This window comes from Haloarcula sp. S1AR25-4 (assembly GCF_031624555.1).
Classification (GTDB): Archaea; Halobacteriota; Halobacteria; order Halobacteriales; family Haloarculaceae; genus Haloarcula; species Haloarcula pellucida.
This window is the reverse complement of the sequence record NZ_JAMQOR010000002.1, coordinates 454,565-481,180: the sequence shown is the minus strand read 5'-3', so window position 1 is coordinate 481,180 and position 26,616 is coordinate 454,565. Positions and strand designations below refer to the sequence as shown.

Below are 26,616 nucleotides of genomic sequence, written 5' to 3'. Positions count from 1 at the left end.
GACTCATTCAGTCGTCAGGAGTTCTTCCTCGTCGCCCTCGCGAGGGGGCCGTGGCCGGTCGTCCCGGTCCGGAGACGCCTCGACGGCCGTTGCGTCGAGCGGGTCGAACTGCCGTTGGTCGCCGGATTCGAGCGCATCGAGGCGGCCGGGAACCGTGGTGACGTCGCCGTCGACGGCGTGAGGCGAGACACAGACGAGTGAGTCCCCGAGGAACTCTACGAGCAATACAGACGGGAATCGGATGGCACGGAACTGGTCGTCGACGAGCATGTCGTCGACCTCCCGAAGTTCGAACGCCGGTGACAGCGAGCACCCGTTGGCCGCCGCCCACTCCCGGAAGACGGTGACGCGGTCGAGGACGTACTCTCCGACGGTCGTTTGGGCCGATTCGGCCGTCGCTGGCACCTGTTGCCCCCAGACGTGCACCTGTCGGTCGGTGAATGTCTCTGTCTCGACCAGTTCCGTCACGTGTTCGAGGATACACTCCTGTGACTGGTGGTACCCCTCTGGTAGCAGCGAACGAACGTACAGTTCGACAGATCGGCCCGCCGGCAGGTCACTCCCTTGCATCGTGGTACCACACATGATTCCCTCTGATAAAATTCCACTAGTTGACAAGTCATGCCGGAACGGCCGTTCGATTGAACGATGGTAACTCGCCGGTCGTCGGACGGTGGAGTCAGGCCGTCCCGAGCGTAGTCGTGTGGTGTGCCAACAGGGAGTACTATGTATCGTCGGGACGCAGTATCGACGTGCCGATGTACGATAAGGTACTCGTCGCGACCGACGGCAGTTCGGGGACGACCGAGACGCTCGCACACGCCGTCTCGATTGCCCGCGACAACGACGCGGTGTTGCACGGCCTCTACGTCGTCGACAGACGCCTCTTCCTCGCGGCCGATAAGGACACGCAAGACGACGTCCGCGACTCGCTCCGCGAGGAGGGAGAGGTAGCGCTCGACGACATCGCGGTCGGCGGCGAGGAGGCAGCCCTCGAAACCGTGACGCGGATGGAGGAGGGCATCCCACACAAGGTTATCACGCAGTACGCTGCCGACGAGGACATCGACCTCGTCGTGATGGGGACCCACGGCCGGACCGGTCGTGACCGGGTGGCGAACCTCGGGAGCGTCACCGAACGCGTCGTCGAGAGTTCGCCGGTGCCCGTCCTCGTCGTCCACATCGAGTGAGGACAGTCTCAGTCCTGATAGTTTGGCACTACGCATTTACCACGTGCTGTCCAACTGAGGACAGAGACTACGATGTCGGTACCCACCGGTAGCGAGACGCTAGACAGTATCCTCGACGGTGGCCTTCCGAAGGGCCGCACAGTGTTGGTCACCGGCGGTCCGGGCACGGGCAAATCGACGCTCGCCATGCAATTCCTGCAGGCGGGGCTCGACCGCGGCGAGGAGTGCCTGTACATCAGCACCGAACAGACGTTCGAAGAGCTATCGGACGCGTTTGCGGACTTCGCGTTCGACCTCCACGACGACGACCTGACGGTCACGTCGATTCACGCGACGCCGGGTCAGACCGTCGAGGGCGGCGACGAACGCGAACTCACGCTGGAGACGCTGGAAGGCGGGAAGATGCTCGGTGGCGACTACTCGGCCCCCTTCGAGTCGAAGTACATCACGCGCTACCTCGAACAGTTCGGGCCCGTCGACCGGGTCGTCCTCGACTCCGTCTCGGGGCTCTCGGCCATCGGCGAGAACCAGGACGTGTTCCGGCGGACGTTGCTCGACTTCATCCGGTTGCTCAACGACGAGTTCGACGCGACGGCGCTGTTCACCGCCGAGGAGTCCCAACCGGACCTCATGCAGGACGACGTCAAGACGGTGGCCGCGAGCGACGCCGTCCAGTTCAACACCCACGGCGTCCTCCGCCTCTGGCGGGAGAACGTCGGCGGCGACTACCACCGTTTTATCGAGGTGGTGAAGATGCGCGGCGTCGACCACGATACACGCGTCCACGAGGTGTCGTTCACCCACGAGGGGTTGCGCGTCGCACCGCGCCTCCGGACCCACCCCGGCGAGTTCGTCCCCGGCGACCACATGTCGACGGGTATCCCGGGGCTGGACCACCTCATGGGCGGCGGCATCGTCCAGGGCGGGACGCTCTTACTGGAACACGACGGTCGGGCGAGTCCCCACTCCATCCTGACGAACCTGCTCGTAGAGGCCCGCGACGACGGGAGCGCTATCACCATCGTCCCCCCGGTGGAACTCCCGCCCAAGCGCCTGCGCAGCATCATCGACGAGCGCATCGGTGACATGGAGGAGTTGCTGGCGACCGACCAGTTGTTCCTCATCGACTTCGCCAACATCTGGGAGAACACCAAACGCAACGTGTTCAAACCGCAGGAACACGACACGGACAACCCCGCGTCGGTGTTTCGCACGGTCGACGACAGGCGGGGCGACCAGTCGATGTTCACCGTCCTCAACGTCGAGGCGCAACTGCCGGTGCTGGACGACGACGAACTCCGACAGATGCGCTTCTGGGAGGAGGAGAACCTCTATCGCGAGGGCGACACGACGATGTACCTGTTCAACCCCGCGACGCTGGACGACGAACTCGCCGCCTTCTACGAGAACGGGTCGTGGCAGACGCTGAAGACGTGGGTGACCGACAACGGCCTCCAGTACATCGAACTCCAGAAGTCGCCCAGCGGCTACATGGGGTCGACGCGACTCGTCGAGTACATCGAGGACAAACCGTACATGCGCGTCCAGCAACCGCCGGGTGCGGGGTCCACGGCGGCGACGCTCGACGGGGACGGGGGTGCCCAGTAGATGGATCAGACGGGTGCTCGTCCGGGGACGAACGTCCTCGTGTCTGCACCGTCTCTGAGTTCGAGCAAGCAGGAGACGTGTCTGGACCTGCTGGCACCGGCCCCGCCCGAGACCCTCGACGTGTTGCAGGTCACGTACTCCGCCGCGCCGCCCGAACTGATCGCCGACTGGCGCGAGCATCACGGCGACCTGCCGGCGCGGATGGGCATCGTCGTCGTCGGCGACCACGGGGGGCTCCGAGGGGACGACCACGACGTGCCCGACAACGTCTTCGTCACGACGGCGAACCCGAACGACCCGACCGGTCTGGGGATGCGGCTGAACAACTACCTCACCGACCACGACGACAGCATGCAACTGGTCGCCTGTTTCGACTCGCTGACCGAACTGCTCCAGTTCGTCGACTTGCAGTCGGCGTTCAAGTTCCTCCACATGCTCGCCGGACAGCTGCGCGAGGTGGACGCCGTCGGGCACTTCCACGTAGACCCCGCCGCACACGACGACCAGACGATCAGCCGCCTGAAACCGCTGTTCGACGATGCCGTCGACCACACCTGACCCGCCTGACCGGTATCTTTTCGGATGGGCAACACGCTGTATCGCATATGGACAGTCGCGAATACGAGTTCGAGGGGGCGGCGCCGGACATCCACGGCTACGCACACGTCAGTCGAGAAGCGACCGTGGTCGGAGACGTGACGATCGGCCCGAACGCCAACGTCTGGCCGGGCTGTGTCCTCCGTGGCGACGTCGCCCCGGTCGAAGTGGGACGCGAGACGGCCATCGGCGACGGCGCTATCCTCCACGCCTCGACGGTCGGTGAGAAGGTGATGGTCGGTCACGGGGCCGTCCTCAACGACGCGGAAGTCAGAGACGGCGCGCTGATCGGGTTCAACTCCACCGTCAGCGACGCCGTCATCGGCAAGGGCTCTATCGTCGCGATGGGCACCGTCGTCCCGCCGGGCTACGAGGTGCCGGCCGAGTCGTTCGTCCGCGGGAGTCCGGCGCAGGTGACGCCGCTCTCGGAGACGACTATCGACCCCGACGAAGTGTTCGAGGCGTTCTCCTCTGGGGATTACGCGAACCTCGCCGCGCGCCACGAGGACCTGTTCGAGTAGTAGCGAGGGGCGCGAACGAAGTGAGCGGCCCTCGGAACCGCGAGCGGGGAACGGAGCGACCCGCGAGGAGTAGCGAGGGGCGACGACCGAACGACAGTGAGGGAGTCGGCCCTCGAAGCGGAACGGCGACCGGAGGGAGCCGTGGAGCAGTCGCGAAGTGCGGACGCGGAACGCCGACCGGAGGGTGCCGTGGAGCGCGAACGCGGCCGAAACCTTCGCCGACGACGGGGTAGTTATAAGGGAAGAACCGCCACAGTTCACGGTATGGACGACATCGTCGACCTGGTGCGCCGCTCGCTGGCTGACGAGACGTACGAGGAGTTCGCCGACCGGGTCGACGACCAGGCGGCACAGCTACGGACCGCAATCGAGACAGGGGAGTTCGACAACGAGTCGTTCTCCGTCGGCCTCGAAATCGAGTTGTACGCTATCAACAGTGTCCCGGAGCCACCCGAACCCGACGAGGACGAGGAGACACTGGACGAGAGCGACCTAGACGCCGACCTCTCGGGCGGCGGCGGAAACGCGTGGGACGGGTCCCTCGACGCCCCGGCGGAACCCGCCGACGGGGGCGGGGCCTCGCTCGACCCGACGGACGACGATCCGCTGGCACCCGACGATTCGTCGGACACAGACGACGATACCGACGACGGCGACGACCGGTTCGGCCCCGGCGAGGGGCCGTCGCTCGATATCGATCCCGACAGCCCGCTCGCCGACGACGGCCCGGAGACGCCCGAAGACGAGGGGGAACCGGCGGTCGAGGCGGTGGCCGACGAGGACGGCCCCTACATGGACCCCGACGAGTGGGAGGGGCGACTCACGCGCCTGCCCGACGTCGTCTTCGAGGGCGAGGCGAACAAGGAACTCGGCCTGCACAACGCCGAGGTCAACACCGAACCGAACAGTTTCGATCAGACGGGCATGGAGGTCCAGACCACGGCCGTCGAGATGCAGACCAAGCAGGCCCGCGCGCAGGCGAGCAACCAGCACTGCGAACTCGTACTGGACGCGATGTGGACGATTCCCCCCGAGGAGGGCAGCGAGTCCTACCTCTCGGATCACGAGGACCGCGACGGCGTGGTACTCGCCGAGAACATGCGACAGGCCCCGCGATACGTCGCGCTGGACAACGAGGCGCTCCGGCACGCTGGCGGCGAGATTCCGTTCGACGTGCCCGGCTACGACGGCGCGTTCCCGACGATCCTCTTCGAGTCGCTGGCCACCTCCATCCAGCCACACCTCCAGATTCCCGACAGCGACGCGTTCCCGGCCTACTACAACGCCGCCATCCGGACGCTCGGGCCGTTGCTCGCCATCTCGGTGAACTCGCCGTTCCTCCCGGCGGACATGTACGACGGCGTCGACGGCGAGTGGCTCTGTGAGCAAACCCACCACGAACTCCGCATCGCCGCCTTCGAGCAGTCGGTCAACACCAGCGAGAACCCGAAGGTCCGGGTGCCCGAGGACATCGACACAGTGACCGACGTGGTCGACCGGGTGGTCGCAGACGACCTGTTCGCCCCGTTCCTGCGGGAGTGGCTGGAAGACGACGACCGGAACGGCTTCGAGGACGAGTTCTGGGAGTTCGACCACAAGCGAGGGACCTACTGGCGGTGGCTCCGCTGTGTTATCGGCGGCACGGCCGTCGACGGGGCCGCCAGCGAGCGCTCGCTCCGCATCGAGTACCGGCCGTTGCCGACGCAACCCCACGTCACGGACATGATCGGCTTACAGGCGCTGACGGTCGGTCTCATCCGCGGCCTCGTCGCCGCCGACCACCCGCTGGCCGAACTGCCGTGGCAGGAGGCCCGTCGGAGTTTCTATGCCGCCGCCGAGGACGGACTGGACGCCGACCTCGCGTGGGTCACCAGCCACGGCGAGCGCACCACCGACCGCGACGTCATCTTCGACGAGGTGTTCCACTACGCACGCCTCGGCCTCGCCGAACAGGACGTGCCGGAGGAACGAATCGACGAGTACGTCGACCCCATCGAGCGGCGCTACGAGGCCGGCGAGACGCCGAGTTCGTGGAAGATAGACCGCGTTCGGTCGTACCTGAACGACGGGTACGACCTCACCGCCGCTATCGCGGCGATGCAACGGGACTACTTCGAGTGTAGTCGCGAGCACCACGAGTTCGCCGAGTGGGTGTAACCGCGTCAGGGCGTCGCCCGGACTGTGGGCAGTGGTTCCCGGGTTACTACCATTTATTCGGCTCAAGCGATAACGAACAGCCGATGGTATCCACAGGCGATTCCGCGCCGAACATCTCGGCGACAGTCGCGAACGGAGAGGTAGAGACGTTCGAACTCGACGAGCAGGTCGGCGACGGTCCCGTCGTGCTCGCGTTCTTCCCCGGGGCGTTCACGCCGCCGTGTTCGAACGAGATGGTCGCACTGCAGGAACACCTCGAAGACTTCGAGGGCGCCGGTGCGACGGTCCTCGGTCTGAGCGCGGACTCGGCGTTCTCGCTCAACGCCTTCCGCGACGAACACGACCTGTCGTTCGACCTCGTCAGCGACATGAGTCGCGAGGCGATTCAGGACTACGACCTCGAGATCGACATCGGTGACCTCGGCCTGCACGGCGTCGCCAACCGCGCCGTGTTCGTCGTCGACGACGACGGCGACGTCTCTTACAGTTGGGTCGCCGACGACCCGACCAACGAACCCGACTACGAGGAACTGCTCGACGCCGCCGAGAGCGCCTGAATCGGCCACGAAGCAGATACCGTTCCGTCACGCCGCGTCCAGCCACGCTTCGAACTCGTAGAAGCAGTCCGAGCAGAACGCTCCTTCCAGCGTGGCGACGTCCTCGGAGACGTGTTCGACCATGTAGCGCTGGTGGCGCGCTTGTGATGGATCCAGTTCGGTCCCGCAGTTGTCACAGTACTCGGGCATGTGGACGGCTTGACGCTCCCGCGGGGTAACACTCCGGCTTTCGTATGCAGGGTCGGTGTCAGTCCCCGCCGTCGAATCCGGGGTTCGGCCGGACGCCGGTCCCCGATTCGACGGCCTGCAGTTCGAAGACGTCGTCGTCGATAGGGACGCCGTCGTAGGGGTCGTCGTCGAGGAGGAGTGCGCCGTCGAGGTCGGCGTAATCGACCAGCGGTGCGAGGTGCGCCGCGGCGGCGATAGCGGCGTTCGACTCCACCATGCACCCGAGCATCGTCGCGAGGCGATGGGCGTCGGCGGCGTGGACGAGGCGCGTCGCGGCCCGCAGGCCACCGCACTTGACGAGTTTCACGTTGACGACGTCGCAGGCGTCGGCGACCCGCGGGACGTCCGTCGGGACCACGCAGGACTCGTCGGCACACACCGGCATCGCCGTCGACCGCGTGACCCGCCGGAGGCCTTCGATGTCGTCGGCGGCGACCGGTTGTTCGAGCATCGTCACGTCCGCGTCTTCGAGCCACCCGGCTGCCGTGACCGCTTGCTCGGGGTCCCACGCCGCGTTCGCGTCGACCCGGATGTCGGCGTCGGGGACCGCCTCTCGGACCGCCTCGAACCGGTCCCGGTCAGCGTCGGTGCCGAGTTTCACCTTCAGCGTCGAGAACCCGGCTTCGACGGCGGCGACGGCCTTCTCGGCCATCCGCTCGGGCGGGTCGATACCGACGGTGTAGGAGGTCGGTGGTACCCGCTCGGGGTCGAGTCCCCACTGGCGGTACAGGGGGACGTCGAGGGCACGGGCCGCGAGGTCGGCCAGCGCGATGGAGACGGCCGTGCGGGCTGCCGGCTGGTGGGGGGCCTGCTCGTGCAAGCGGCGCTCGATGCGCTGGCCCGCGTGCGGGTCACCCACGGTTTCGACCGTCGTCAGCAGGTCCGGGAGCGTCTCGGCGACGCTACTGGGCGTCTCGCCGTAGTACTCCGTCGGCGTCGCCGCGCCGACGCCGGTGGTGCCATCGTGGGTGAGTTCGACGACGACGGTGCTGGTCGTCTCGCTGGTCCGCCGGGCGATACCGAACGGCGTCGAGAGCGGGAGGTCGTACCGTTCGACGTGCCACTTCATAGGATTGCGTCGAGCACCTCGTCGGGGACGCCGTCACGAACCGGGTCCGTCGCCGGGACGCCCAACGCCTCGCGATACGTGGCAACCGCGTCCACCGCGTCCGCCGCGTCGAGGGCGCTGGTGTTCAGCATCCCGGCGTCGACGGTCGCATCCGAGATCGGGGCCGCGAGTCGCTCGTAGATGTCGACGTACTCGTCCAGCGGCGGGATGGCGAACGACTCGTAGCCGTGAATCGCTTCCTGTCCGGCGTTGTGACACAGCACCAGCGCGTCCGGGGCCGAGCCGTGGAGGATGCTCGTCGTGACCCCGGAGTACGCCGGGTGGGCGAGCGCGCCCTGTCCTTCGACGATGAGCACGTCTTTGTCTTCGGGCGTCTCGACGAGACGTTCGACGGCGCCGGCGGCGTAGTCGGCGATGACCCGGTCGACGACGATACCCCACCCGGTGATGGCGACGCCGGTCTGGCCCGTCGGCACCACGGCGGCGTCCAGCCCCCGTTCGCGGGCCGCGTCGCGTATCTCGAAGGAGGCGGTCATCTTCCCCGTCGAGCAGTCGGTGCCGACGGTGGTGACGACGGTGGCGTCGACCTCGCCGGCGGTGCCCTCGGCGACGGTGAGGTCGTCGGGCGGTTTCCGGAGGTCGTGGAGTTCGCCGCCGTGTTCCTCGGCGAGGCGGACGAACTCGTCGTCGTCTTCGAGGAAGTCGTGCAGTCCCGCGAGGACGTCACAGCCGCGTTCCAGCGCCGTCCGCACGTCGTCTCGCCAGGACTCGTCGAACGCACCGCCGATGGGAGCGATACCGATGAGTAGTGCATCGACCTCCGGCACGTCGTCCATCGACGCGACGATGGGGGCGTCCTGCACCCCGGGAAGAACGTCGGCGACGTGCTTGCCGGCGTGTTCTCTGTCGACCAGCGCGCGGACTTCGTGGTCACCGTAGCGGAGCAACCCGACGGCCGTCTTGGCACGGTCGGGGAACGATTCGTGGGCGAGGACGGCGACCTGCATACGAGAACTGTCGCGGTCCCCGGGCCTAAAGGTATGGTCGGACGGTCGCGTCTACGGACTGCCGGTGGCCGACAGTCCGTCGCAGTTGTGTGGTCTGAGCGTCGTCGACGCGGCGACGCGACCGGGGGCACGCAGTATCAGCCGTGCTAACGCGTAAACTATGACTAATTATCGTCGTGGAGAAAGAATATCTTCGCGGCCAACCAACCCCGCACAGAGACGTCCGGCCACCGCATGTATTCGATACTCCCCCCGTCGAGTGAACCGCTCGCAGACATCGCCGTCACGCTTGGATTGCTCGGGCTGACGTTCGGGATGTTGCTCGGCGTCCCGCTTTTCGCCACCGTTCGGACGCGAGTGCCCGGCTACGACGAGACGGCACCGCGTGACACGAGCGAGTCGCGACGGCGCCGATAACGCTCTCGATAACCGTTCAGCGACACGTTTCGCCGTGGATAGGCGCCCGTGTCACCGATCCAGCATCGAGAGGATTCGCAGGACCCACTGGAGGACGTGGACGAACACGCCCATGACGGCGACGTAGATACCGATGGCGTTGCGCAAGTCGCTGGCGTAGCGGTTCTCGCGCACGGCCCATATCTCGTAGGTCAGGTCGACGATAAACCCGAGGAAAAAGAGGAGGCCGGCGACGACTACCAGCAGCGGACTCAGGAACACGCCGGCGGCGCCGACGACCAGTCCGCCGATGAAACACCCGAAGGCATAGCGTTGCCACCCCGAGAAGTCGTAGTTACTCTTGAAGACGACGGTGGCGATGACGGCGGTGATAGCGCCGGTGATGACGGTGGTGATACCCAGCGCCGGTATCCGGATCCCCCCACCACCGTAGATGTACAGTATCGCCGCGCCGAACAGGCCGTAGCCGCCCTGAATCAGGAGGACGCCGGCGCCGGCCAGCCCCATATTCCCGCGCTCGACGCCCTTCGTCGCTATCCAGAAGCCGCCCCCGACGGTGACGGCGAAGACGGCGATGCCGACGAAGAAACTGGAGAACAGCGCCGCGCCGAGCGGTGCTATCGGCGTGTAAGACAGCCCCAACATCACGAGGATGTTGACCGCGACCAGCGCGGTACCCATCCCGATTATCTTGCTAATGTTTCGGTCGACCGTCGCCCCGACGGTGCGGGTTCCGCGGTCGAAGGTGCTACTCATGTTTGAGAGCCACTCGACTGTCACACATGGGCCTTTTCCCTCCCAGACGGCCGAAAACTACAAGCGTCGTCAGTCTCGCCCGTGCCGGGTGACACACGTCGAGAGGCCGATGAGTTCGACGGGTTCGGAGTTGTCCGGGGAGTAGACGACCCGTTGGCCCTTCTCCATGTAGGGGACCTTCGATTCGAGGTTGCTGGGGATGTTCACGGCCTTGATGGCGTCCTCGTCGCCCAAGTTCAGCACCATCGTCGTGTTGATCTGCTTGAACACCGGGTCGGCGATGTCTTGGGGGTCCTGCGTGATGAGGTAGAGGCCCAACCGCTCTTTTCGGCCCTGTTTGGCCGCCTCGGTGAACTTCCCGATGACCTTCCGGGCCTGTACGCTGTCGGCGTCGGTGAGGAAGTTGTGTGCCTCGTCCATCCCGAGGACGAGCGGCGTCTCCTTGATACGGTCGTAGGTGGGGTCGTTCGAGAGTTTCTGGTCGATGAGGAGACTGGAGACGGCGAGTACGATAGTGGAGGCCGTCCGCGAGTCCGTGATGTGGTAGGTGGGGATGACCGTGAGGCCGCCGTCCCGGACGAGTTGGGTAATCTGGTCGGTGATGGGCCGGGCGTCCTGGTCGAAGACGGCGCCGAAGCCGCGCACCCGCCGCTTCACGGCGTCGAAGGTGGCCTCGTGGACGTCGCCGGCCTCGTGGAGTTCCTCCTTCAGCGCCGGGTCGTCTAAGAAGGTGAGGAACTGGTCGTAGGTGCCGCTTTCCCCGTACTCGCGCTTGAACCGCTTGAGGAACGTGTTGACCAGCGCCCCGTACTGGTTGTCGTTGAGGCTGGACCCGGCGATGAGCCACGGGTTCTCGTAGACGAGCGAGAACGGAACCGTGAACTCCACCTGTTCGGCGCGGTGGTGGCTGGCGTTGTACTCGGTGCCCGCGACTTTCGGGACGAACGCGATGGTGTCGTCGTAGCCGCCGTAGGCCACCCCCTCTCGCTCGCACCGCCGGGCGAACTCGTCGGTCAGTTTCGGGTTGTCGTCGTGCATCTGGGCGTACTCGTCCTGCGGGTCGAACTGGACGACGGCCAGTTCCGGCGAGCGCCCGTCGGTCATCTCGTAGGTGCGGCCCAGATACTGTCGGAGGACGTTCTTCGAACTGTGGGTCTTCCCGGACCCGGTGCCACCGGCGACGAGCGTGTGCCGGAAGACGAGGGGGTCGCCGTCCTCGTAGTCGTCTTTCAGGCGGTAGTCGATGGTCGGCGGTTCGGCGCTGGTCCTGACCTTCTCGCCGCCGACAGAGAGGTGGCCCAGAAAGACGCCGTCCTCGGGAATCTTCAGGCCGGTCTTTATCTCGGACTTGTCGGTGGCCTCCCGAACGACGGTCTCGGGTTTGGGCACCCGGTCGGTCATCCGCCGTTTGAGTTCGTCGCCGTCCTGATACAGCACCGCCACGGGGTCCAGTTCCGCCATGAACTTGAAGTCCTGTTCGTCGATGCCCTGCTGGCGCATCGCGCGGCGGGCGTGAATCTCCGTGGCGTCGTCGGCGCGGAACTCCTGTGCGTACTCCAGCGCCGAGATGCGACAGAAGAGGCGCTCGCCGTCCGGATAGGGGACGAGGAGGTACTTCCCGATGCGGACCGCAGAGCGGTTGGCGGCGGTGACGTACGCGCGGAGATGACACTCCTCGGCGTCCTCGCTGATGCGCAGGCCGTCGGCGGCCGAGAGCACGCCGAGGCCGCTGTCGGCACCGACCGGGTCGACGTCGATGTCTTCGAACCCGTCGTCGCTCTCCGCGACCGTCTCGTCGGCCGTGCCGGTAGACGAGGTAGCCGACGCCTCGTCGTCGGCCGCGTCCTCGCCGTCGAAATCGGTGAAATCCCCGAGGTCGGACATATCGGGACCCACGGTAGCCGGGGATTAACACCTTTCCCCAGCGTGGCGGAAGTGAAACCTTACGCTCGTGGGTATTGGAGAGGTGGTATGGAACCGGTACGGGTGATGTCGTTCAACGTCCGCTACGACGCCCCCGAAGATGGACTGGACAACTGGTCCCATCGGCGCCGCCTCGTCGCCGGGACGATTCGGTACCACGCCCCGGACGTCGTCGGGGTACAGGAGGCACAGAGACACCAGATATTGGAACTGGAGACGCTCCTCCCGACGTACGACTGGGTCGGCGACCCGCGCGATACGGTCGAAGCGGGCGGCGAGCACACGGCGATTGGCTACCGGACGGCGCGTTTTGACTGTGAGGGGACGGACACGTTCTGGCTCTCGGAGACACCGGAGACACCGGGCAGCGTCGGGTGGGACGCCCGACACCCCCGGGTGGCGACGTGGGGGCGACTCCGGGACCGGGCGACCGGGGACGCGCTGTTGGCGGTGAACACCCACCTCGACCACATCGGGGCCGAGGCGCGCGAGAAGGGCATCGACCTCGTGTTGTCGCGGCTAAACCGCGTCGTCGAGGGCGAAGCGGTCGTCCTGAGCGGCGACTTCAACTGCGTCGTCGGTGCCCCCGCCCACCAGCGAACGGACGGCCACACGCTCCCCGACGGGCGCACGCTGGAGGACGCCCGCGACCGCACACCCGTCCGGCACGGCCCGACGACGACGCGGACGGACTTTCACGACCTCGTTCCGGAGATGGGCATCGACCACGTGTTCGTCAGCGAGGGGGTGGCGGTGGATAGCTGGGCGGCCGTCACCGACCGGGACGACGACCACTACGCCTCGGACCACCTCCCCGTGGTCGTCGACTGCCGGTTCTGACCCGCCCACGCCGCCCGGATCGCCGGACCTGTCAGCGGCGACGACGGTCCTCGGGGAGTTTTTGCCGTCAGAGCGCGTAGCTACGGCCATGTTACTCGTTCGCGGGACCGCCGGGGGGACCGGACTGACTGGCACGCTGTACGAACCGGGCGAGGAGCCCCCCTCGTACCGCGGTGCACCGGACGAAGGAGCGCCCTACGTCTGGGTGTGTGACTCCTTCTACGAGGTCGAGAGCGGCGGACAGGCTCAGACCGTCGGCGACCGGGAGCTACGGGTCGCCTTCGAGTCGCCGATGCCACGGGGGTTCGAGACCCGCGAGGCGGCGCTCTCGGCGGCCAGAGAGCACGTCCGCACCCAGTTCGTCCGCCTCGGCGTCGACGCGGACGCCGTCGAGGTGTCGGTGCTCCAGCCAGAGGAAGCGTAGCTCAGAACGTCTCTTCGATGGCCCCCCAGCGGAGGTCGTTGTACGACGAGTCGCGGTCGATGTCGAACTCCCGTTCGATGCGGCGGGTGAGTTCCTCGCTCCCCTGTCGGTCGATGCTCGCGAGTTCGTCGGCCTTCGCGATGGCCAGCGGCGGGCCGCGCTCGGCGGCCACGTCGTGGAGTACCTGACGCGTGAGCCGTTCCCGTCGGTCGGGGTCCTTCGTGAACGCGTAGGGGGCTTCGACGCGGAAGACGAGGTCGGTGCGGGGGTCGTAGCAGACGAAGAACGTGACCTCGTACAGTTCGGAGTCCAGCGTCCGCTCGATGCCCAGTGCGTCGCCGTCGGCGGCCATCGTCCCGTCGGTGCCGGCCCGCGAGCGGAACCAGTTGGTGCAGGTGAGTGCGTCGTCCTGCCGCTCGCCATCGTCGTCCTGACGCTCCAGCACGTGGCGGAAGAAGGCGCTGTCGTTCGTCCACGGGGCAGTGGTCTTCTTGCGGACGGCGCGGGTCAGGGGCTTCCGCGAGGAGTTCTTGACGAACCCGACGAGTGGCACGTCTCGCTCGACGAACCGTTCGACGAGTTCGACGTAGTTGCCGACCACGCTCTTCGGGCGGTCGTCCTCGGCCAACACCTCCGCGAGTTCGGTGTCCCTGTCGGCCCACCGGAGGAGTCCGGTCGGGTAGATGGGGCCGTCCAGCACGAACAGGTCCTCGACTGAGTCGGCGTTCAACAGCGCGTGCTCGCTCTCGGCGAGATACAGCGCCAGCGCGTGGACGACGCGCTGTTCGAAGCGGTCGACCTGCGGGGCGTCGAGGACGCGACGGCGGGCGTACCCCCGGTCGTCGGCCCGCCAGTCGCCGTCGAACTGGAGCGTCGTGTCGTTCGAGTGGACGGCCATGATGATGGTCCGCCCGCGGTGGAGGTCCACGTCGGAGGGCGTCGCGCTCATCGCCGCCTGTGCGACGTCCAGTACGAGGCCGTTCTTGAACGTGGTCGGGTTGATGGTCCCCGAGTCCAGCCCGTGTTGGGTCGGGAACGGGGGGTCTTCCAGCGCGATGTCGGCGATGGGGACTTTCCGACGGCGTCGCTCGCCGAGTGGGACCAGTATCTCGCGGCCGGTGGTGTCGTACAGCGGGTCCAGAAAGTTCGCCCATACCTCCTCAGCGGCGGCCCCTTGGTCACTCGACTCGACGGTCGCACCCACCTGTCCGGCGAGTTTCGCGATACCGTCGACGTGTACCGGGTCCAACGTCATGTGCGTGGGTTCGCTGGCGGGAGCATAACTCTGGTGGGGTCTACCCACTGTAACGGACGGGGTTTCGATGGGCAGCGGCGACGCTTCCGACAGCCAGCAACCCCGTGATTTCGACGCCGGTACCGGACGAGACGGTCCGGCTATCGAACCTCGTGCCGCAGGACCGGACGGACTCCACAGATTGGCACAACGGTTACGTGGGTGCTGGGGGTAGCCGGCAGTATGTCGCCAGCATCGGCCGTGAACGTCGCCCCGAACTCGTCCCTGTGCTGAGATGGTGCTGTTCGACGCGCTGTTCGTCGGCGTCGCCGTCGTCGCGCTCTGGTTCGGCGCGGACCGGTTCGTCACCGGCGCTGGTCGTATCGCCCGCCAACTGGGAGTTCCGGGCCTCGTTGTCGGCCTCACCGTCGTCGCTTTCGGCACCTCGGCGCCGGAGTTCGCCGTGACGATAGACGCCGCACTCGCGGGCCAGACGGACATCTCCGTCGCGAACGTCGTCGGGTCGAACGTCCTCAATCTGGGGTTCGTCCTCGGCGGGGTCGCCCTCGTCCGGTCGCTTGCGACCTCCAGAGCGCTCGTCCGCCGAGACTCGGTGTTGCTCGTCGTGACGACGGTGGCCCTGCTCGGTCTGGTCGTCGACGGCCGCCTCGGCCGCCTCGAAGGGGCGCTCCTGTTCGCCGGACTGCTGGGGTACCTCCTCTATCTCGCTCGGAACGGGGGCGACCAGATGGCCGCCGCCGTGGACCAGCCGTTCCACTGGCCCGACGTGGGCCGCCTCGTCGCCGGCCTCGGACTGGTCGTCGGCGGCGGGCACCTCCTCGTGCTGTCGGCCGTCGACATCGCACAGGCACTGGGTATCTCCGAGTGGGTCATCGGCATCACCGTCGTCGCCGCCGGCACCTCCCTGCCGGAGTTCGTCACCTCGCTGGCGGCGGCCAGACAGGGCCGGACCGGCATCTCGGCGGGCAGCCTCGTCGGGAGTTGCATCTTCAACGTCCTCGGTGTGCTGGGACTCGCGGCCGTGGTCCACCCGCTCCCGGTGACGCCGGTGGGCATCGAGGGGACGGCGTGGCTACTCGGGACCGTCGTGCTCGTGACGGTGCTGTTCTACACCGACGCCGCCCTGTCGCGGCTAGAAGGTGGGGTGCTGGTCGCGCTCAACGCCGCCAACTGGCTGGCGAACCTGTTTTGATCACTCCTTGCCGGATTCCTCGCGCAGGAGCCGTTCGATGGCCTCTGCGATCTCCTCGTAGGAACTCATCGAGAGCCCGTCGGTGGTGATGAGAACGCCCTGTCGGTCGGTAGTGGCCCGCAAGAGGTAGCCGTTCTCGAAGGCCCGAACGGTGAATCTGTACTCGCCGAGTTCGGAGTCCTGATAGGCGTTTTTCGTCTGCTTGTACCCCTGCCACTCGTGACCCACGAAGTCGTTGAGGTCCGCGTCCTGCTCTAAGTCCTCCCGCAGATACAACTGCTCGAAGTTCGCACGCGTGAAGTAGGTGACCGACCGCAGCGAGTCGCCAGTGGCGGTGCGAGCCGTCGTGACGATGCTGTCGGCGAGATCGTCCGAGAGGATGTTTCGTGTCATGCCCGTAGGGTGACGGGCCAGCCTCTTAACGTCGGGGTTCCCGGCACCCCCGGACGGCGACCCTCTGGGACGGTTTTCACTCGCCTCGTTCGTCTTCCAACGCTTCGAGCGTCTCGTGGGCCTCGACGGCGTAGGTCAGCGCTGGCCCGCCACCCATCACGACGGCGACTTTCAGCGCGTCGACGACTTCCTCGTGGGTCGCGCCGGCTTTCAGCGCCGCGTCGGTGTGCCAGAGGATGCAGTTCTCACAGTGGACGACGACGCTGATAGCCAGCGACACGAGTTCCTTCGTCTTGTGGTCCAACGCGTCGTCACCTTCTGCGGTTTCGAGGAACCCCGTGAACTGTTCTATCTCCGGTGCGTCCGTCAGCAGGTCGCCGAGCGCCTTGTTGAACGACGCCAGTTCGGCAGTTCGTGTCATCAAGTGTGAATTTGTTCACTGGGGTGAAAGAGCTACCGTCGGTGAAGAAATCCGGGGGCTTGCGAGCGACCGAAGGGCTATTAGGCCGGTCACGCCACCCTCCGAGTATGCAAGTCGGGCTCGTCATCCTCGACGGCTGGGGCCGCAACCCGGACGACGACGTACGGGACGCCGTGGCCGCGGCCGACACGCCGAACTTCGACCGGTACTGGGACGCAGGCGCACACTCGACGCTGGAGACCCACGGCCGCCGCGTCGGTCTCCCCGAGGGACAGATGGGGAACTCCGAGGTGGGCCACCTCAACATCGGCGCCGGCCGCGTCGTCAAGCAGGACTCCGCTCGCGTCAGCGACAGCATCGCCCGCTCGCGGGGCGAAAGTCCGCCGGACGACGACGCGCAGGACCCCGCGTTCTTCGAGAACCCCGAGATACTGTCGGCGTTCGAGTACGCCGAATCACACAGCGGGCGCGTACACTTCATGGGACTGGTCTCCGACGGGGGCGTCCACTCCTATCAGGACCACCTCCACGCGCTCGTCGAACTCGCCGGCGAGCGGGGCGCCGACGCCGTGACACACGTCTTCACCGACGGTCGGGACACCTCGCCGACGGGCGGCGAGGACTACCTCGCGGAACTGGCGGCTCACGCCGACGAACACGGCACCGGCCACGTCGCCACCGTCTGCGGACGCTACTACGCGATGGACCGCGACCAGAACTGGGAGCGGACCCGCCGTGCCTACGACGCCATCGTCAACCGCGAGGCCGAGTTCACCGCCGAGACGGCCGTCGACGCCGTCACCGAGTCCTACGAGCGCGGCGAGACCGACGAGTTCGTCGAACCGACGCTCGTGGCGGGCGGTCCCGCACTGGCGGACGGCGATTCGGTCGTCTTCTTCAACTTCCGCTCGGACCGCGCCCGACAACTCACTCGGATGCTCGCCGACATCCGCCCCGAGGACTGGGGCGCCGACACCGAACCGCCCGAGACGCGGCTGGTGACGATGACCCAGTACGACGCCACCTTCGACGTGCCCGTCGCCTTCCCGCCGAACCAACCGGAGAACGTGCTGGGCGAGGTGCTGGCCGAGGCCGGCGAGACGCAGCTCCGCATCGCCGAGTCCGAGAAGTACCCCCACGTCACGTACTTCCTCAACGGCGGTCGCGAGGTGGCGTTCGAGGGCGAGATTCGCCACATCGTCGAGAGCCCCGACGTGCCCACCTACGACCTCCAGCCGGAGATGAGCGCCCCGGAGGTCACCGACACCGCCGTCTCGGTCGTCGAGGACGAGGACCCCGGCGCGATGGTGCTCAACTACGCGAACCCGGACATGGTCGGCCACACGGGCGACTACGAGGCCGCAATCGAGGCCGTCGAGGCCGTCGACGAGCAACTGGGCCGCCTCGCCGAGGCTGTCCAGTCGGCCGGCGGACACCTGCTGATCTGTGCCGACCACGGCAACGCCGACGACATGGGCACCGAGGACGACCCCCACACCGCCCACACGACCAACCCGGTGCCGTTCATCTACCTCTCGGCCGACGGCACTGCCGACGGGAAGACGGCCCGCGACGGCGGCACCCTCGCCGACCTCGCGCCGACGATGCTGACACTGATGGGTATCGACCGCCCCGAGGAGATGACCGGCACGCCGCTGGTCGAGTGAGGAGTCACGCGCGCTCGCTCGTCCGTATCCGTCTGCCGCGTCTGAGTGCGGCGAGGCCGACGAGGACACCGAGCGACGAGACCCACCACCTGCCTTCGACGCCGCCGTCGACCTGTCGCGCGGCGACGTAGTAGTAGCGCCCGTCCGCTTCGACGAACTTCGCTCCGTCTTCCTCGACGTGTGAGCGGGCGGTGCCGTCCTCGATGGCGGCGGCGACCGGCGGGCTGACGTATTCGAACGAACTACTCACGGTATCGAGAACCGTCGCGGCGGAGACACGCTCTAGAGACAGCGTCACCGCCTCCCCGTGCTCCGTGGCGCTCCTGCGGTAGAACCCATCGTCGAGACGGACGTATCGCGCGCGAGGCGTCGTCTCGTACCGGGTGACGTTGACTGTCGCGCGCCCCCGTTTCGCGAGGGACTCCGACAGGTAGCAGGAGTACGACCCACGGAGTCGGACGCAGTCGACGCCCCGGACCGGTTGCATGCGATACGCCGGATGCGGCCGCGTCTCGAACTCGACGCTGTCGCCCACCGGCGTCACCTCGACCGCTCGGTACTCGTAGGTCGGTTCGCCGAGGCCGAGCGTGTAGACGAACAGCGGGTTCAAGACCAGCAGGAGGCCGAGACCGAGGGAGACGACGGCCCGCTGTCGTTCGCTGGGGGACCAACCACGATAGAGCATACGCTGGTTGCAGTTGTCGTATCGACGGAATATTCGTTTCGTCTGAGCGCCACGAACCGATCAGTGCTCCAACTTCTCGTTGGCCTGTGTGAGTTCGTAGCGAATCACCAGCGGGTCGATGTCCTCGACCAGTTGTTCGCGCTCTCTCCGGATAGCGTCGGCGTCGCCCGGCGGGAACTCCGCGGCCAGTTCCACGGCCCGGTCGAAGTCGTCGCGGGCCGCAGAGAGCAGGTCGTAGGCGGCCTCGTCGTTGCCCGCTTCCCACTCCCACTCGCCGGCCGCGCGTCGCTCGCGGGCGCACTCGACTCGCGCTCTCACGAGGTCGGCGATGACCGCTTCGGTCTCCTCGCGGACCGTCTCGGAGTCGCCGTCGAAGGGGCGCTCGCCGGCGGTCACGACCCGCGCCACCACGCGGTAGGCGTCCAGTGCGTCTTCGAGCGCCGCGACGCGGTCGGCGGGGTCGCCCTCGTCGTCCACGGCGTCGTAGGCCTCGCGAGCGGCTTCGATGGGGCGTGCGGTGACGGACGCTTCGAGGTCGTCGGCCGCCGCGAGGCCCGCCTGTGCGGGTTCGTCGTCGACGTCGTGGGCGGTCGCCACGTCGGTCGCGTCCTGAAACCGCTCGCGGGCGGTCTCGACGCGGTCGTGACTGGCTTCGAACGCGCCGTCGTCGAGCAAGCGCTCGGCCTCCGAGAGGAGTTCCTCGCCGCGTCCGACGTGACGGTCCCGGACGAGGCGGTAGAGGTCGGTCGAGAGCCGTTCGACGCAGTCGACGACGCCGTCGATGGGCGCGTCGTCGGCGCCGTCGCGGGCGGTTTCGAGCGCGGACTCTGCGGCGGCCCGGCGGTCGTCGAACGCCGCCCAGTTCGCCGCATCGAGCGCTGCCGCGAGGGCGTCACAGTGACCGTCGAGTTCGTCCAGTGCAGTTGTCACCTCGCCCCACCCGTCACAGGCGTCGGCGAGGAACTGTGCCACGTCGTCGACGTCCGCCTCGCGGGCGGTGAACGACCACGTCGCGCCTGCCGCCGTCTCGAACCGAAGACTGGCGGTGAGCATCTCGGTGACTGCCGTCGCGTCGGTGACGTCGGCGTACGGGAGTGACGCGACGAAGTCCCCGTCGTGCCCGTCGGGGTCGCCCACGAGGAGGAGGACCCGTCGGTCGGTGAGGCCGGCGACGGCACCACAGTCCGCTGCTGGTCGTATTTGGACCGTCTCCTCGCGAGTCCGTTCGACGCCGACGCGCTGGTTCAGCAGGACGTAGAACAGTTCCTCTTCGCCGCCGAGATAGTCACGGAGCGGCCGCTCACGGAGGTGTGCGTCGGTCCGCGTTCGGTCCCCTGCCTCTCCAGATACCATCGCTACGGTCGGACTGCCGTCCGGCGCGCCCGGTTTCGTGTCTGTCGTATCTGACTGATAATTCCAGCATAAAGCTAGTGATTCGGGGACGGTCTGCCGGGACCAACGCAGCCATATATGATCAGTCTCCGTCACGGCGAGTCAGGTACCGCGGCGGCACCGCGTCGGTCGTGTACGTCCCGGTGCCGCGGCGAGTGACGTCGCGCCCGTCGGCCTCCATCGCGGCGGCGTCGACGGCGAACACCACGGGATCGCTCGCGTGGCGGCGACCGACTTCGCGGGCGTCCGCGACGCTCCCCGAGAGGTGGACGTGCTGGCGGCCCATCGGCTTCAGTCCGTCGCGCTCGATGGCGTCGACGTTCCGCGGGGCGGTGCCGTGGTACAGCGTCTCCGGTACCGTTTCCTCGCCGGTGTCCAGCGAGACGCCGACGGAGTGGCCGTAGGCCGCGCGAATCCGGTCGTCCTCGCCACCGTCGCCACCGGTCCGCTCGAACCGGCCTTTCAGGTCCGTCGCGACGACTCCTGCGAGCATCTCGCGGTCGCCCCAGTCGTAGGTCCGTTCGACGGCGGCGACCAGCGCCGCGAACGGCGTCCATCCCGCCGCGTCGAGTTCGAGGCCGGCGTCCTCGGGGAAGTGTCTGAGCGCTCCCGAGACGAACTTCGAGAGCCGTCGTCGTCGGTCGCCCCGGAGGACGAGGCGGCCGCTGTCGCCACAGTTCGGACACTGCTCGCCCTCGAAGAACCCGTGGTCGTCGCAGGTTCGCACCTCGGCAGGCATCACCTCACGGTCGGCCGGTGACCGACAAAAGCGTCCCGCTCACCCGGTGCGGAAGGAGAGGTCCAGTGTCGGCGCGGAGTGGGTCAGCGCCCCCATCGAGATGACGTCGACGCCGGTGGCGGCGTAGTCGGCCACGTCCGCGACGGTGATGCCGCCGCTGGCCTCCGTGAGCGCGTCGCCCTCGGCCGCGGCCACGAGGTCGACCGCTCGTTCCGTCTCGGCGACGCTCATGTTGTCGAGCAGGACGACGTCCGCGCCCGCTTCGACGGCCTTCGGCGCGTCTTCGGGCCTCTCGACTTCCACGTCGAGTTGCGTGGCGAAGGAGGCCCGTTCACGGAAGTGGGAGATGGCACCGTCGAGTCCCATCTCCGCGACGTGGTTGTCCTTGACCATCACCATGTGCGAGAGGTCGAGGCGGTGGGTGTCCCCGCCGCCCGCGGCGACGGCCCGTTTCTCGACGCCGCGCAGGCCGGGCGTGGTCTTGCGAGTTCCCGCGATTCGCACGTCGTCGTCGACGGCACGCGCCTCGTCCACGGCTTCCCGCGTCTTCGTGGCGATACCCGAGGCGTGCCCGACGACGTTGACGGCGACGCGTTCGCCCCGCAACACCTCGCGGGCGGGTCCCTCGACGCTGAGGACCACGTCGCCGGTCGCTATCGACGTGCCGTCGTCGACGGCCTCGGTGACGGTCACGTCTACGTACTCGAACACCGCTCGCGCGGCGTCCACCCCGGCAACGACGCCGGCTTCCTTCGCGACCAGACGGCCCTCGGTGTCGCCCGGCACGTCGTTCGTCACGTCGTGGTGGCCCACGTCCTCGCGGAGCCACCGTTCGACGTCGGCGTCCGTAATCATCAGTCGTCGGCCGGGGGTTCCGGCTGGTCGGGTTCGACGAGGTTGTGAGTGCCGACGCTCTCCGTGTTCTCGGCGGCGTGGCGGGCCACCAGCAGCGCGGTGACGCTGGCGTGCCGGAGTTCGTACAGCGACCGGGACGTTCGCGTGCGGACGTAGGCGTCGACCTCGCCCTTGAGACGGCGCAGAACCGCCATCGCGCGGTTCAGTTCTTCGGGGTCGCGCTCGACGCCTAACTGCTCGTCCATCACGCGACGCAGGCGGTGGAACTTATCGCGGGCGAACTTCGGCGGGAGGTCCGGGTCCCGTTCCAGCAGGTCCGGTGCCTCGATCGGCGCGACGGGCCGGCCGGCGGCGTCCTCGCCGGCGCGCAGGCCCCACACCAGTCCTTCGAGCAGAGAGGTCGACGCGAGGCGGTTCGCGCCGTGGACGCCGGTCCGGGAGCACTCCCCGACGGCGTAGAGACGGTCGAGCGTCGTCCGGCCGTACTCGTCGACGGCGACGCCGCCACAGAGGAAGTGTTCGGCCGGGGCGACCGGAATCCCCGTCTCCCAGTCGACGCCGTGGTCTTCGCACCGCTCTGCGAGGCCGGGGAACTCCTCGGCGAAGTCGACAGGTGAGACGTCGAGCGTCACCTCGCCAGTCGCCTCTCGTTCGGCCTTCACGGCGCGGGCGACCACGTCCCGCGGCGCGAGTTCGGCGTCCGCGTGGTAGTCGGGCATGAACCGCTCGCCCTCGCCGTTCCGCAGGAGACCGCCCTCACCGCGGACCGCCTCGCTGACGAGGAAGGCGACGTCGCCGTCCGCTCCGGCGGTTCCACCGCCTCCGTCCGAGCCACGGGGTGGCTCGCTAACACACGCAGTCGGGTGGAACTGGACGTACTCCATGTCCTCGACGTCGGCGCCGGCGAGCGCGGCCATCGCGATGCCGTCGCCGGTGGCGTTATCGGGGTTGGTCGTCCGCGGGTACAGTTCGCCGATGCCGCCGGTGGCGAGGACGACGCTCCCCGCGTAGTGTGGGGTCACCTCGCCGTCGGCTTCGAGCATCGCGCCGTGGACCCGCCCCTCGTGGCGAATCAACTCCAGCGCGGCGGTGTCGTCCAGAATCTCCACGTCGTCGTGGCCGTCCAGGTAGTTCAGGAACGGGACGTGGATGTGCTTGCCCGTCGCGGCGTCGACGTGGAGGATGCGGTCCTCGCTGTGGGCGGCCTCGCGGGTGTAGTCGGGGCCGTCCCCGTTCTGGTCAAATTCGACGTCGAGCGTGTCGAACAGCACGTCCTCGACGGCTTCGTTGGCGTTCTCGACCAACACGTCGACGGCGTCGGGGTCGGCGGTGTCGTCGCTGGCGGCGACGATGTCCCGTTTGAACTGCTCGGGGTCGTCGCGGGAGACGGCGATGCCGCCCTGTGCCCACCACGAGGAGGCTCCCTCGGGGCGGGTGGCCTTCGTCGCGAGGGTGACCTCGCTGCCCTCGCTGCTCGCGGTTCCACCGCTCGCTCGTTCCGAGCTCTCACGCTGTTCGAGCTCGCGAACGGCCCCCAGCGCCGCCGCGAGCCCGGCGATGCCGGACCCGACGACCAGCACGTCCGAAGTGTCGTGTTCGCTCATGATCAGATCTCCAGCATCCGGTCGAGCGCGACCTGCGCCAGTTCCTTCTCCTCGGGCGCGACTTCGATGACGTTGCGCTCGCGGCCTGCGAGGAGTTCTTCCAGTACCCACGTCAGGTAGTTCGGGTCTATCTGTCGCATGGCGTTGCAGTCCATGCAGGCGTCGCCACAGAGCGGAACCACGTCCACTTCTGGGTGCCACCGCTGGAGGTGGTTGGTGAGGTGAATCTCGGTGCCGATGGCCCACGTCTCGCCGGGGTCGGCGTTCTCGATGGTCTCACAGATGGTCGCCGTCGACCCGACCACGTCGGCGGCCTCGACGACTTCGCGGCGGCACTCGGGGTGGACGATGACGTTCGCCTCGGGGTCGTCGGCCCGAATCTGTTCGATGTGGTCCTCGCGGAATCGCTCGTGGACCTGACAGTACCCCTCCCAGAGGATGACGTCGTTCTCGACGGCCTCTTCGGCGTCGGTGCCCTCGGGGTCCCACGGGTCCCACTCGACCGTTTCGTCGGCCATATCGAGTCTGTGGGCCGTGTTCTCGCCGAGGTGCTTGTCGGGCAGGAACAGTACCTTATCGCCCCGCTCGAAGGCGTACTCGAAGGCCTTGTGGGCGTTCGAGGACGTACAGACCAGCCCGCCCTGTTCGGCGCAGAACGCCTTCAGGTCGGCGTAGCTGTTCATGTACGTGATGGGGATGATGTCCTCGTCCGTCGCGGCGGTCAGTTCCGCCCACGCCGCGTCGACCTGCAGGGCCTCGGCCATCCCCGCCATCGGGCAGGAGGCCTCCATCGACGGCAGGATGACGCTCTGGTCCTCGTCCGTGATGATGTCGGCGGACTCTGCCATGAACGTCACGCCGCCGAAGATGACGTAGTCGGCGTCGCTCTCGGCCGCCTCGACGGAGAGTTGGTAGGAGTCGCCGATGAAGTCGGCGTGCTCGACGATTTCGCGTCGCTGGTAGTTGTGGCCGAGGATGACCACGTCGTCGCCGAGTTCTTCGAGCGCGGCTTCGATGCGCTCGGTCCGTTCGTCCTCCTCGAGGTCCCGGTACGCCGGGGGGAGCTGTTCGAGGTTGTCGTACTTGAAGAGACTGAGGTCGGTTTCGAACTCAGCCGTTTCCATTTCGGGCACGGTTGACGCACCTATCGGTACTAAACCGTTCGGACTGTGGTGTTGAAAAGATTTCTCCTTCAATACGTGTTCGTGTTGGGAATCGCACCTCGATACCGGCGATTGTCGAATTGTGGTGTCTGTTACCGCGGTGCAAATAGCGGGGATGACCGTCCCGATAAGCCAGCCCTATCGCGGTTGTCGGGTCGCTAATCCTCCGTTTACTTAGTGCATCTCGGCCGTCCGGCGGGCTATGCCACAGACGGACGACGTCGACTACGGCCGTAGGACCGTCCTCGCGGCGGTACTGGCGGCGACACTCCCCGGGTCGGCCGCCGCACGCGCACACGACGTCTCGTCGTTCCCCCGGGCGATGATGACCGCCGCCGGGCCCCCGTCGTCAGCGGTGTTTCCACAGGGCGTCGCCAGCGGCGACCCCACGCCGACCGGCGCCGTCCTCTGGACGCGCGTCTCGCCCGACGCGCACCGCGAGGGGGTGCCCCTCCGATTGACCGTCGCCCGCGACGCCGCCCTCTCGAACACCGTCGGGTCGTGGCGAATCCCGGCGGACCGCGTCGCAGACCACGACTACACTGTCAAGGCCGCCCTCGACGGCGAGTTGGCGCCCGGTCGGCGCTACTACTACCGGTTTGCCTACGACGGCGCGACGAGTCCGGTCGGGCGCTGTCGGACCCTCCCCGCGCCCGACGCCAGTCCGAACCGGGTCGCGTTCGCCCTCGCGACGTGTCAGGACTACCGCAACGGCTACTACGGCGCGTACCACCACGTCGCGAACGAGGACGTCGACTTCGTCGTCCACCTCGGCGACTTTATCTACGAACACGGCGGCGGGCAGTTCGACGACCGCTCGCTCTCCCTGCCCAGCGGCGAGAACGTGGCGATGGACCTCGACGACTTCCGTTATCTCCACCGCACCTACCGCACGGACCGGTTTTTGCAGGAAGCGCTGGCCGCCCACTCCATCATCCAGACGTGGGACGACCACGAGATAGTGAACAACCGCTACTGGGACTACGAGGCGGGTCGCCCCTACGCCGGCCGCGGTGACCACCCGCGCAACGACGACCCCGAGTTCATGACGCAACTGTTCGCCGACGGTATCCGGGCGTGGTGGGAGTACACGCCGACGCGGGTCACCTACGACCCCGACGCCGACTCGCTGCTGGACCAGATAGACCTCTGGCGACGCTACCGCTTCGGTGACCTCGTGGACCTGTTCGTCACCGACGAGCGACTGTACCGGACCGCGCCCGCCGACGGCGCACAGTTCGGCGCCCGCATCGGCGAGAGCGACGGCGAGATAACCGAGACGATGCTGGGCGAGCGCCAGCGCCGGTGGTTCACCGACCGACTCGCCGGCAGCGACGCGACGTGGTCGGCGTGGGCCAACGAGGTGTTGGCGATGGAGTTCGACCTCGATTTGGGCGGCGTCGAACTGCTCAACGCCGACGCGTGGGACGCCTTCGCCGCCGAACGCGACCGGATTCTCCGGGCCGCAGCGGAGAGCGACAGTTCGCTGGTGGCGCTCACCGGCGATATGCACACCGCGCTCGCGGGCTACATCGAGGGGCGGGACCGCCGATACGGGGTCGAGTTCATGACGCCCGCGATAACGAGCCAGAACCTCCGCGAGTTGCTGGGCCTGCCGAACGACCCCGAAGTTCGGCGCCTCGTCGAGCGATACGTCCAGGAGTACAACCCCCACGTCCGGTTCTTCGACAGCCACGACTGGGGGTACGCCACCGTCGAGTTCACGCCCGACGCCTGCACGTACAGCGCCTACGGCGTCGACAAACGGACGAACTCGGCGAACGCGAACCGACGGTTGCTGGCCCGGTTCCGGTGCCCGGCCGGGGAGTACTCGTTGCAACGACGCGGATGACGTTCTTCGGTCGGGCGAACTCACACCTGCACAGCCAGACCGTCCCGAGCGTCTCGGCTCGCGTCGGTAAGAGCAACTGTTAGGGCCCTCCCCACCCACGCGCC

Annotated in this window: 27 protein-coding genes; 12 read left to right on the top strand and 15 right to left on the bottom strand. The window is 67.4% G+C overall.

What is annotated here, in order from left to right; genetic code table 11:
• Positions 1 to 3: 3 nt before the first annotated feature.
• Positions 4 to 570: an HTH domain-containing protein gene (locus tag NDI85_RS11145; RefSeq protein ID WP_310915792.1), complete on the bottom strand. Its 567-nt coding sequence runs from the start codon at positions 568 to 570 to the stop codon at positions 4 to 6.
• A 188-nt stretch (positions 571 to 758) separates the two neighbouring features.
• Here NDI85_RS11145 and NDI85_RS11140 point away from each other — a divergent pair, with 188 nt between their 5' ends.
• From NDI85_RS11140 to NDI85_RS11115, 6 genes are all read left to right on the top strand, one after another.
• Positions 759 to 1,190, top strand: a complete 432-nt coding sequence (locus tag NDI85_RS11140; RefSeq protein WP_188996588.1) for a universal stress protein — start codon at positions 759 to 761, stop codon at positions 1,188 to 1,190.
• 54 nt (positions 1,191 to 1,244) lie between these two features.
• Positions 1,245 to 2,798, top strand: a complete 1,554-nt coding sequence (locus tag NDI85_RS11135; RefSeq protein ID WP_268239430.1) for an ATPase domain-containing protein — start codon at positions 1,245 to 1,247, stop codon at positions 2,796 to 2,798.
• Positions 2,799 to 3,356, top strand: coding sequence for a hypothetical protein (locus tag NDI85_RS11130; RefSeq protein WP_188996592.1), 558 nt, complete (start codon positions 2,799 to 2,801; stop codon positions 3,354 to 3,356).
• Positions 3,357 to 3,403: 47 nt separating this feature from the next.
• Complete coding sequence (locus NDI85_RS11125; RefSeq protein WP_188996594.1) at positions 3,404 to 3,916, top strand: gamma carbonic anhydrase family protein; 513 nt, start codon at positions 3,404 to 3,406, stop codon at positions 3,914 to 3,916.
• Between the two features lie 264 nt (positions 3,917 to 4,180).
• On the top strand, positions 4,181 to 6,073 hold the full coding sequence (locus NDI85_RS11120; protein ID WP_310915791.1) for a hypothetical protein: 1,893 nt from the start codon (positions 4,181 to 4,183) through the stop codon (positions 6,071 to 6,073).
• Between the two features lie 83 nt (positions 6,074 to 6,156).
• Positions 6,157 to 6,630, top strand: coding sequence for a redoxin domain-containing protein (locus NDI85_RS11115; protein WP_166972214.1), 474 nt, complete (start codon positions 6,157 to 6,159; stop codon positions 6,628 to 6,630).
• A 27-nt stretch (positions 6,631 to 6,657) separates the two neighbouring features.
• Here the strand turns inward: NDI85_RS11115 and NDI85_RS11110 are convergent, their stop codons facing one another.
• Genes NDI85_RS11110 through NDI85_RS11100 form a run of 3 tightly spaced genes read right to left on the bottom strand, consistent with a single transcriptional unit; the run spans position 6,658 to position 8,934 of the window.
• Positions 6,658 to 6,819 carry a hypothetical protein gene (locus NDI85_RS11110; protein WP_188996598.1) on the bottom strand — a complete coding sequence of 54 codons (162 nt, stop codon included), beginning with the start codon at positions 6,817 to 6,819 and terminating at the stop codon, positions 6,658 to 6,660.
• Positions 6,820 to 6,877: 58 nt separating this feature from the next.
• Positions 6,878 to 7,927: a dipeptide epimerase gene (locus NDI85_RS11105; RefSeq protein ID WP_310915790.1), complete on the bottom strand. Its 1,050-nt coding sequence runs from the start codon at positions 7,925 to 7,927 to the stop codon at positions 6,878 to 6,880.
• A complete protein-coding gene (locus NDI85_RS11100; protein WP_310915789.1) occupies positions 7,924 to 8,934 on the bottom strand; it encodes a DUF1611 domain-containing protein in 1,011 nt (336 codons plus the stop codon). Before NDI85_RS11100 ends, NDI85_RS11105 begins: the two co-directional genes overlap by 4 nt.
• A gap of 234 nt (positions 8,935 to 9,168) precedes the next feature.
• Between NDI85_RS11100 and NDI85_RS11095 the strand changes: the two genes are divergently transcribed.
• Positions 9,169 to 9,351 (top strand): hypothetical protein, encoded by a 183-nt coding sequence (locus tag NDI85_RS11095; RefSeq protein ID WP_188996604.1) that lies wholly within the window; start codon positions 9,169 to 9,171, stop codon positions 9,349 to 9,351.
• Positions 9,352 to 9,402: 51 nt separating this feature from the next.
• On the opposite strand, the gene NDI85_RS11090 is transcribed toward NDI85_RS11095, so the two are convergent.
• Both NDI85_RS11090 and NDI85_RS11085 read right to left on the bottom strand, forming a co-directional pair.
• Entirely contained in the window at positions 9,403 to 10,107 is a 705-nt protein-coding gene (locus NDI85_RS11090) for a Bax inhibitor-1 family protein (protein ID WP_310915788.1), read from the bottom strand.
• A gap of 69 nt (positions 10,108 to 10,176) precedes the next feature.
• On the bottom strand, positions 10,177 to 11,991 hold the full coding sequence (locus NDI85_RS11085) for an ATP-binding protein (RefSeq protein WP_310915787.1): 1,815 nt from the start codon (positions 11,989 to 11,991) through the stop codon (positions 10,177 to 10,179).
• A gap of 87 nt (positions 11,992 to 12,078) precedes the next feature.
• On the opposite strand from NDI85_RS11085, the gene NDI85_RS11080 reads away from it, so the two are divergent.
• Together NDI85_RS11080 and NDI85_RS11075 are read left to right on the top strand one after the other, a co-directional pair.
• A complete protein-coding gene (locus NDI85_RS11080; RefSeq protein ID WP_310915786.1) occupies positions 12,079 to 12,870 on the top strand; it encodes an endonuclease/exonuclease/phosphatase family protein in 792 nt (263 codons plus the stop codon).
• A gap of 88 nt (positions 12,871 to 12,958) precedes the next feature.
• Complete coding sequence (locus NDI85_RS11075) at positions 12,959 to 13,294, top strand: hypothetical protein (RefSeq protein WP_188996612.1); 336 nt, start codon at positions 12,959 to 12,961, stop codon at positions 13,292 to 13,294.
• A 1-nt stretch (position 13,295) separates the two neighbouring features.
• Here NDI85_RS11075 and NDI85_RS11070 read toward each other — a convergent pair whose 3' ends face one another.
• A complete protein-coding gene (locus NDI85_RS11070; protein ID WP_310915785.1) occupies positions 13,296 to 14,549 on the bottom strand; it encodes a DNA double-strand break repair nuclease NurA in 1,254 nt (417 codons plus the stop codon).
• Positions 14,550 to 14,823: 274 nt separating this feature from the next.
• Here NDI85_RS11070 and NDI85_RS11065 point away from each other — a divergent pair, with 274 nt between their 5' ends.
• On the top strand, positions 14,824 to 15,741 hold the full coding sequence (locus tag NDI85_RS11065) for a sodium:calcium antiporter (protein WP_188996616.1): 918 nt from the start codon (positions 14,824 to 14,826) through the stop codon (positions 15,739 to 15,741).
• Here NDI85_RS11065 and NDI85_RS11060 read toward each other — a convergent pair whose 3' ends face one another.
• Both NDI85_RS11060 and NDI85_RS11055 read right to left on the bottom strand, forming a co-directional pair.
• Entirely contained in the window at positions 15,742 to 16,134 is a 393-nt protein-coding gene (locus tag NDI85_RS11060; RefSeq protein ID WP_166972191.1) for a hypothetical protein, read from the bottom strand. It abuts the gene before it with no gap.
• A gap of 76 nt (positions 16,135 to 16,210) precedes the next feature.
• Positions 16,211 to 16,555, bottom strand: coding sequence for a carboxymuconolactone decarboxylase family protein (locus NDI85_RS11055; protein ID WP_188996618.1), 345 nt, complete (start codon positions 16,553 to 16,555; stop codon positions 16,211 to 16,213).
• 107 nt (positions 16,556 to 16,662) lie between these two features.
• Between NDI85_RS11055 and gpmI the strand changes: the two genes are divergently transcribed.
• Positions 16,663 to 18,222, top strand: coding sequence for a 2,3-bisphosphoglycerate-independent phosphoglycerate mutase (gene gpmI, locus NDI85_RS11050; protein ID WP_188996620.1), 1,560 nt, complete (start codon positions 16,663 to 16,665; stop codon positions 18,220 to 18,222).
• Between the two features lie 4 nt (positions 18,223 to 18,226).
• On the opposite strand, the gene NDI85_RS11045 is transcribed toward gpmI, so the two are convergent.
• From NDI85_RS11045 to nadA, 6 genes are all read right to left on the bottom strand, one after another.
• Positions 18,227 to 18,907 carry a hypothetical protein gene (locus NDI85_RS11045; protein WP_188996622.1) on the bottom strand — a complete coding sequence of 227 codons (681 nt, stop codon included), beginning with the start codon at positions 18,905 to 18,907 and terminating at the stop codon, positions 18,227 to 18,229.
• Between the two features lie 60 nt (positions 18,908 to 18,967).
• Positions 18,968 to 20,260 (bottom strand): hypothetical protein, encoded by a 1,293-nt coding sequence (locus NDI85_RS11040; protein ID WP_310915784.1) that lies wholly within the window; start codon positions 20,258 to 20,260, stop codon positions 18,968 to 18,970.
• A gap of 121 nt (positions 20,261 to 20,381) precedes the next feature.
• On the bottom strand, positions 20,382 to 21,038 hold the full coding sequence (locus tag NDI85_RS11035) for an RNA 2'-phosphotransferase (RefSeq protein ID WP_310915783.1): 657 nt from the start codon (positions 21,036 to 21,038) through the stop codon (positions 20,382 to 20,384).
• Between the two features lie 39 nt (positions 21,039 to 21,077).
• Entirely contained in the window at positions 21,078 to 21,893 is an 816-nt protein-coding gene (gene nadC / locus NDI85_RS11030; protein ID WP_310915782.1) for a carboxylating nicotinate-nucleotide diphosphorylase, read from the bottom strand.
• Positions 21,893 to 23,497, bottom strand: a complete 1,605-nt coding sequence (locus NDI85_RS11025; RefSeq protein ID WP_310915781.1) for an FAD-binding protein — start codon at positions 23,495 to 23,497, stop codon at positions 21,893 to 21,895. The genes nadC and NDI85_RS11025 overlap by 1 nt, the downstream gene beginning before the upstream one ends.
• A gap of 2 nt (positions 23,498 to 23,499) precedes the next feature.
• The gene (gene nadA / locus NDI85_RS11020) at positions 23,500 to 24,621 is read right to left on the bottom strand and encodes a quinolinate synthase NadA (RefSeq protein WP_188996632.1); all 1,122 of its coding nucleotides are present in this window, start codon (positions 24,619 to 24,621) and stop codon (positions 23,500 to 23,502) included.
• A 241-nt stretch (positions 24,622 to 24,862) separates the two neighbouring features.
• Between nadA and NDI85_RS11015 the strand changes: the two genes are divergently transcribed.
• Positions 24,863 to 26,512: an alkaline phosphatase D family protein gene (locus NDI85_RS11015; protein WP_310915780.1), complete on the top strand. Its 1,650-nt coding sequence runs from the start codon at positions 24,863 to 24,865 to the stop codon at positions 26,510 to 26,512.
• Positions 26,513 to 26,616: the final 104 nt, after the last annotated feature.

Bases quoted from the DNA above. Each gene is read 5' to 3' on its own strand.
- NDI85_RS11145 (WP_310915792.1), bottom strand. From the start codon at position 570: ATGCAAGGGAGTGACCTGCCGGCGGGCCGATCTGTCGAACTGTACGTT.
- NDI85_RS11140 (WP_188996588.1), top strand. From the start codon at position 759: ATGTACGATAAGGTACTCGTCGCGACCGACGGCAGTTCGGGGACGACC.
- NDI85_RS11130 (WP_188996592.1), top strand. From the start codon at position 2,799: ATGGATCAGACGGGTGCTCGTCCGGGGACGAACGTCCTCGTGTCTGCA.
- NDI85_RS11125 (WP_188996594.1), top strand. From the start codon at position 3,404: ATGGACAGTCGCGAATACGAGTTCGAGGGGGCGGCGCCGGACATCCAC.
- NDI85_RS11120 (WP_310915791.1), top strand. From the start codon at position 4,181: ATGGACGACATCGTCGACCTGGTGCGCCGCTCGCTGGCTGACGAGACG.
- NDI85_RS11115 (WP_166972214.1), top strand. From the start codon at position 6,157: ATGGTATCCACAGGCGATTCCGCGCCGAACATCTCGGCGACAGTCGCG.
- NDI85_RS11110 (WP_188996598.1), bottom strand. From the start codon at position 6,819: ATGCCCGAGTACTGTGACAACTGCGGGACCGAACTGGATCCATCACAA.
- NDI85_RS11105 (WP_310915790.1), bottom strand. From the start codon at position 7,927: ATGAAGTGGCACGTCGAACGGTACGACCTCCCGCTCTCGACGCCGTTC.
- NDI85_RS11100 (WP_310915789.1), bottom strand. From the start codon at position 8,934: ATGCAGGTCGCCGTCCTCGCCCACGAATCGTTCCCCGACCGTGCCAAG.
- NDI85_RS11095 (WP_188996604.1), top strand. From the start codon at position 9,169: ATGTATTCGATACTCCCCCCGTCGAGTGAACCGCTCGCAGACATCGCC.
- NDI85_RS11090 (WP_310915788.1), bottom strand. From the start codon at position 10,107: ATGAGTAGCACCTTCGACCGCGGAACCCGCACCGTCGGGGCGACGGTC.
- NDI85_RS11085 (WP_310915787.1), bottom strand. From the start codon at position 11,991: ATGTCCGACCTCGGGGATTTCACCGATTTCGACGGCGAGGACGCGGCC.
- NDI85_RS11080 (WP_310915786.1), top strand. From the start codon at position 12,079: ATGGAACCGGTACGGGTGATGTCGTTCAACGTCCGCTACGACGCCCCC.
- NDI85_RS11075 (WP_188996612.1), top strand. From the start codon at position 12,959: ATGTTACTCGTTCGCGGGACCGCCGGGGGGACCGGACTGACTGGCACG.
- NDI85_RS11070 (WP_310915785.1), bottom strand. From the start codon at position 14,549: ATGACGTTGGACCCGGTACACGTCGACGGTATCGCGAAACTCGCCGGA.
- NDI85_RS11065 (WP_188996616.1), top strand. From the start codon at position 14,824: ATGGTGCTGTTCGACGCGCTGTTCGTCGGCGTCGCCGTCGTCGCGCTC.
- NDI85_RS11060 (WP_166972191.1), bottom strand. From the start codon at position 16,134: ATGACACGAAACATCCTCTCGGACGATCTCGCCGACAGCATCGTCACG.
- NDI85_RS11055 (WP_188996618.1), bottom strand. From the start codon at position 16,555: ATGACACGAACTGCCGAACTGGCGTCGTTCAACAAGGCGCTCGGCGAC.
- gpmI (WP_188996620.1), top strand. From the start codon at position 16,663: ATGCAAGTCGGGCTCGTCATCCTCGACGGCTGGGGCCGCAACCCGGAC.
- NDI85_RS11045 (WP_188996622.1), bottom strand. From the start codon at position 18,907: ATGCTCTATCGTGGTTGGTCCCCCAGCGAACGACAGCGGGCCGTCGTC.
- NDI85_RS11040 (WP_310915784.1), bottom strand. From the start codon at position 20,260: ATGGTATCTGGAGAGGCAGGGGACCGAACGCGGACCGACGCACACCTC.
- NDI85_RS11035 (WP_310915783.1), bottom strand. From the start codon at position 21,038: ATGCCTGCCGAGGTGCGAACCTGCGACGACCACGGGTTCTTCGAGGGC.
- nadC (WP_310915782.1), bottom strand. From the start codon at position 21,893: ATGATTACGGACGCCGACGTCGAACGGTGGCTCCGCGAGGACGTGGGC.
- NDI85_RS11025 (WP_310915781.1), bottom strand. From the start codon at position 23,497: ATGAGCGAACACGACACTTCGGACGTGCTGGTCGTCGGGTCCGGCATC.
- nadA (WP_188996632.1), bottom strand. From the start codon at position 24,621: ATGGAAACGGCTGAGTTCGAAACCGACCTCAGTCTCTTCAAGTACGAC.
- NDI85_RS11015 (WP_310915780.1), top strand. From the start codon at position 24,863: ATGCCACAGACGGACGACGTCGACTACGGCCGTAGGACCGTCCTCGCG.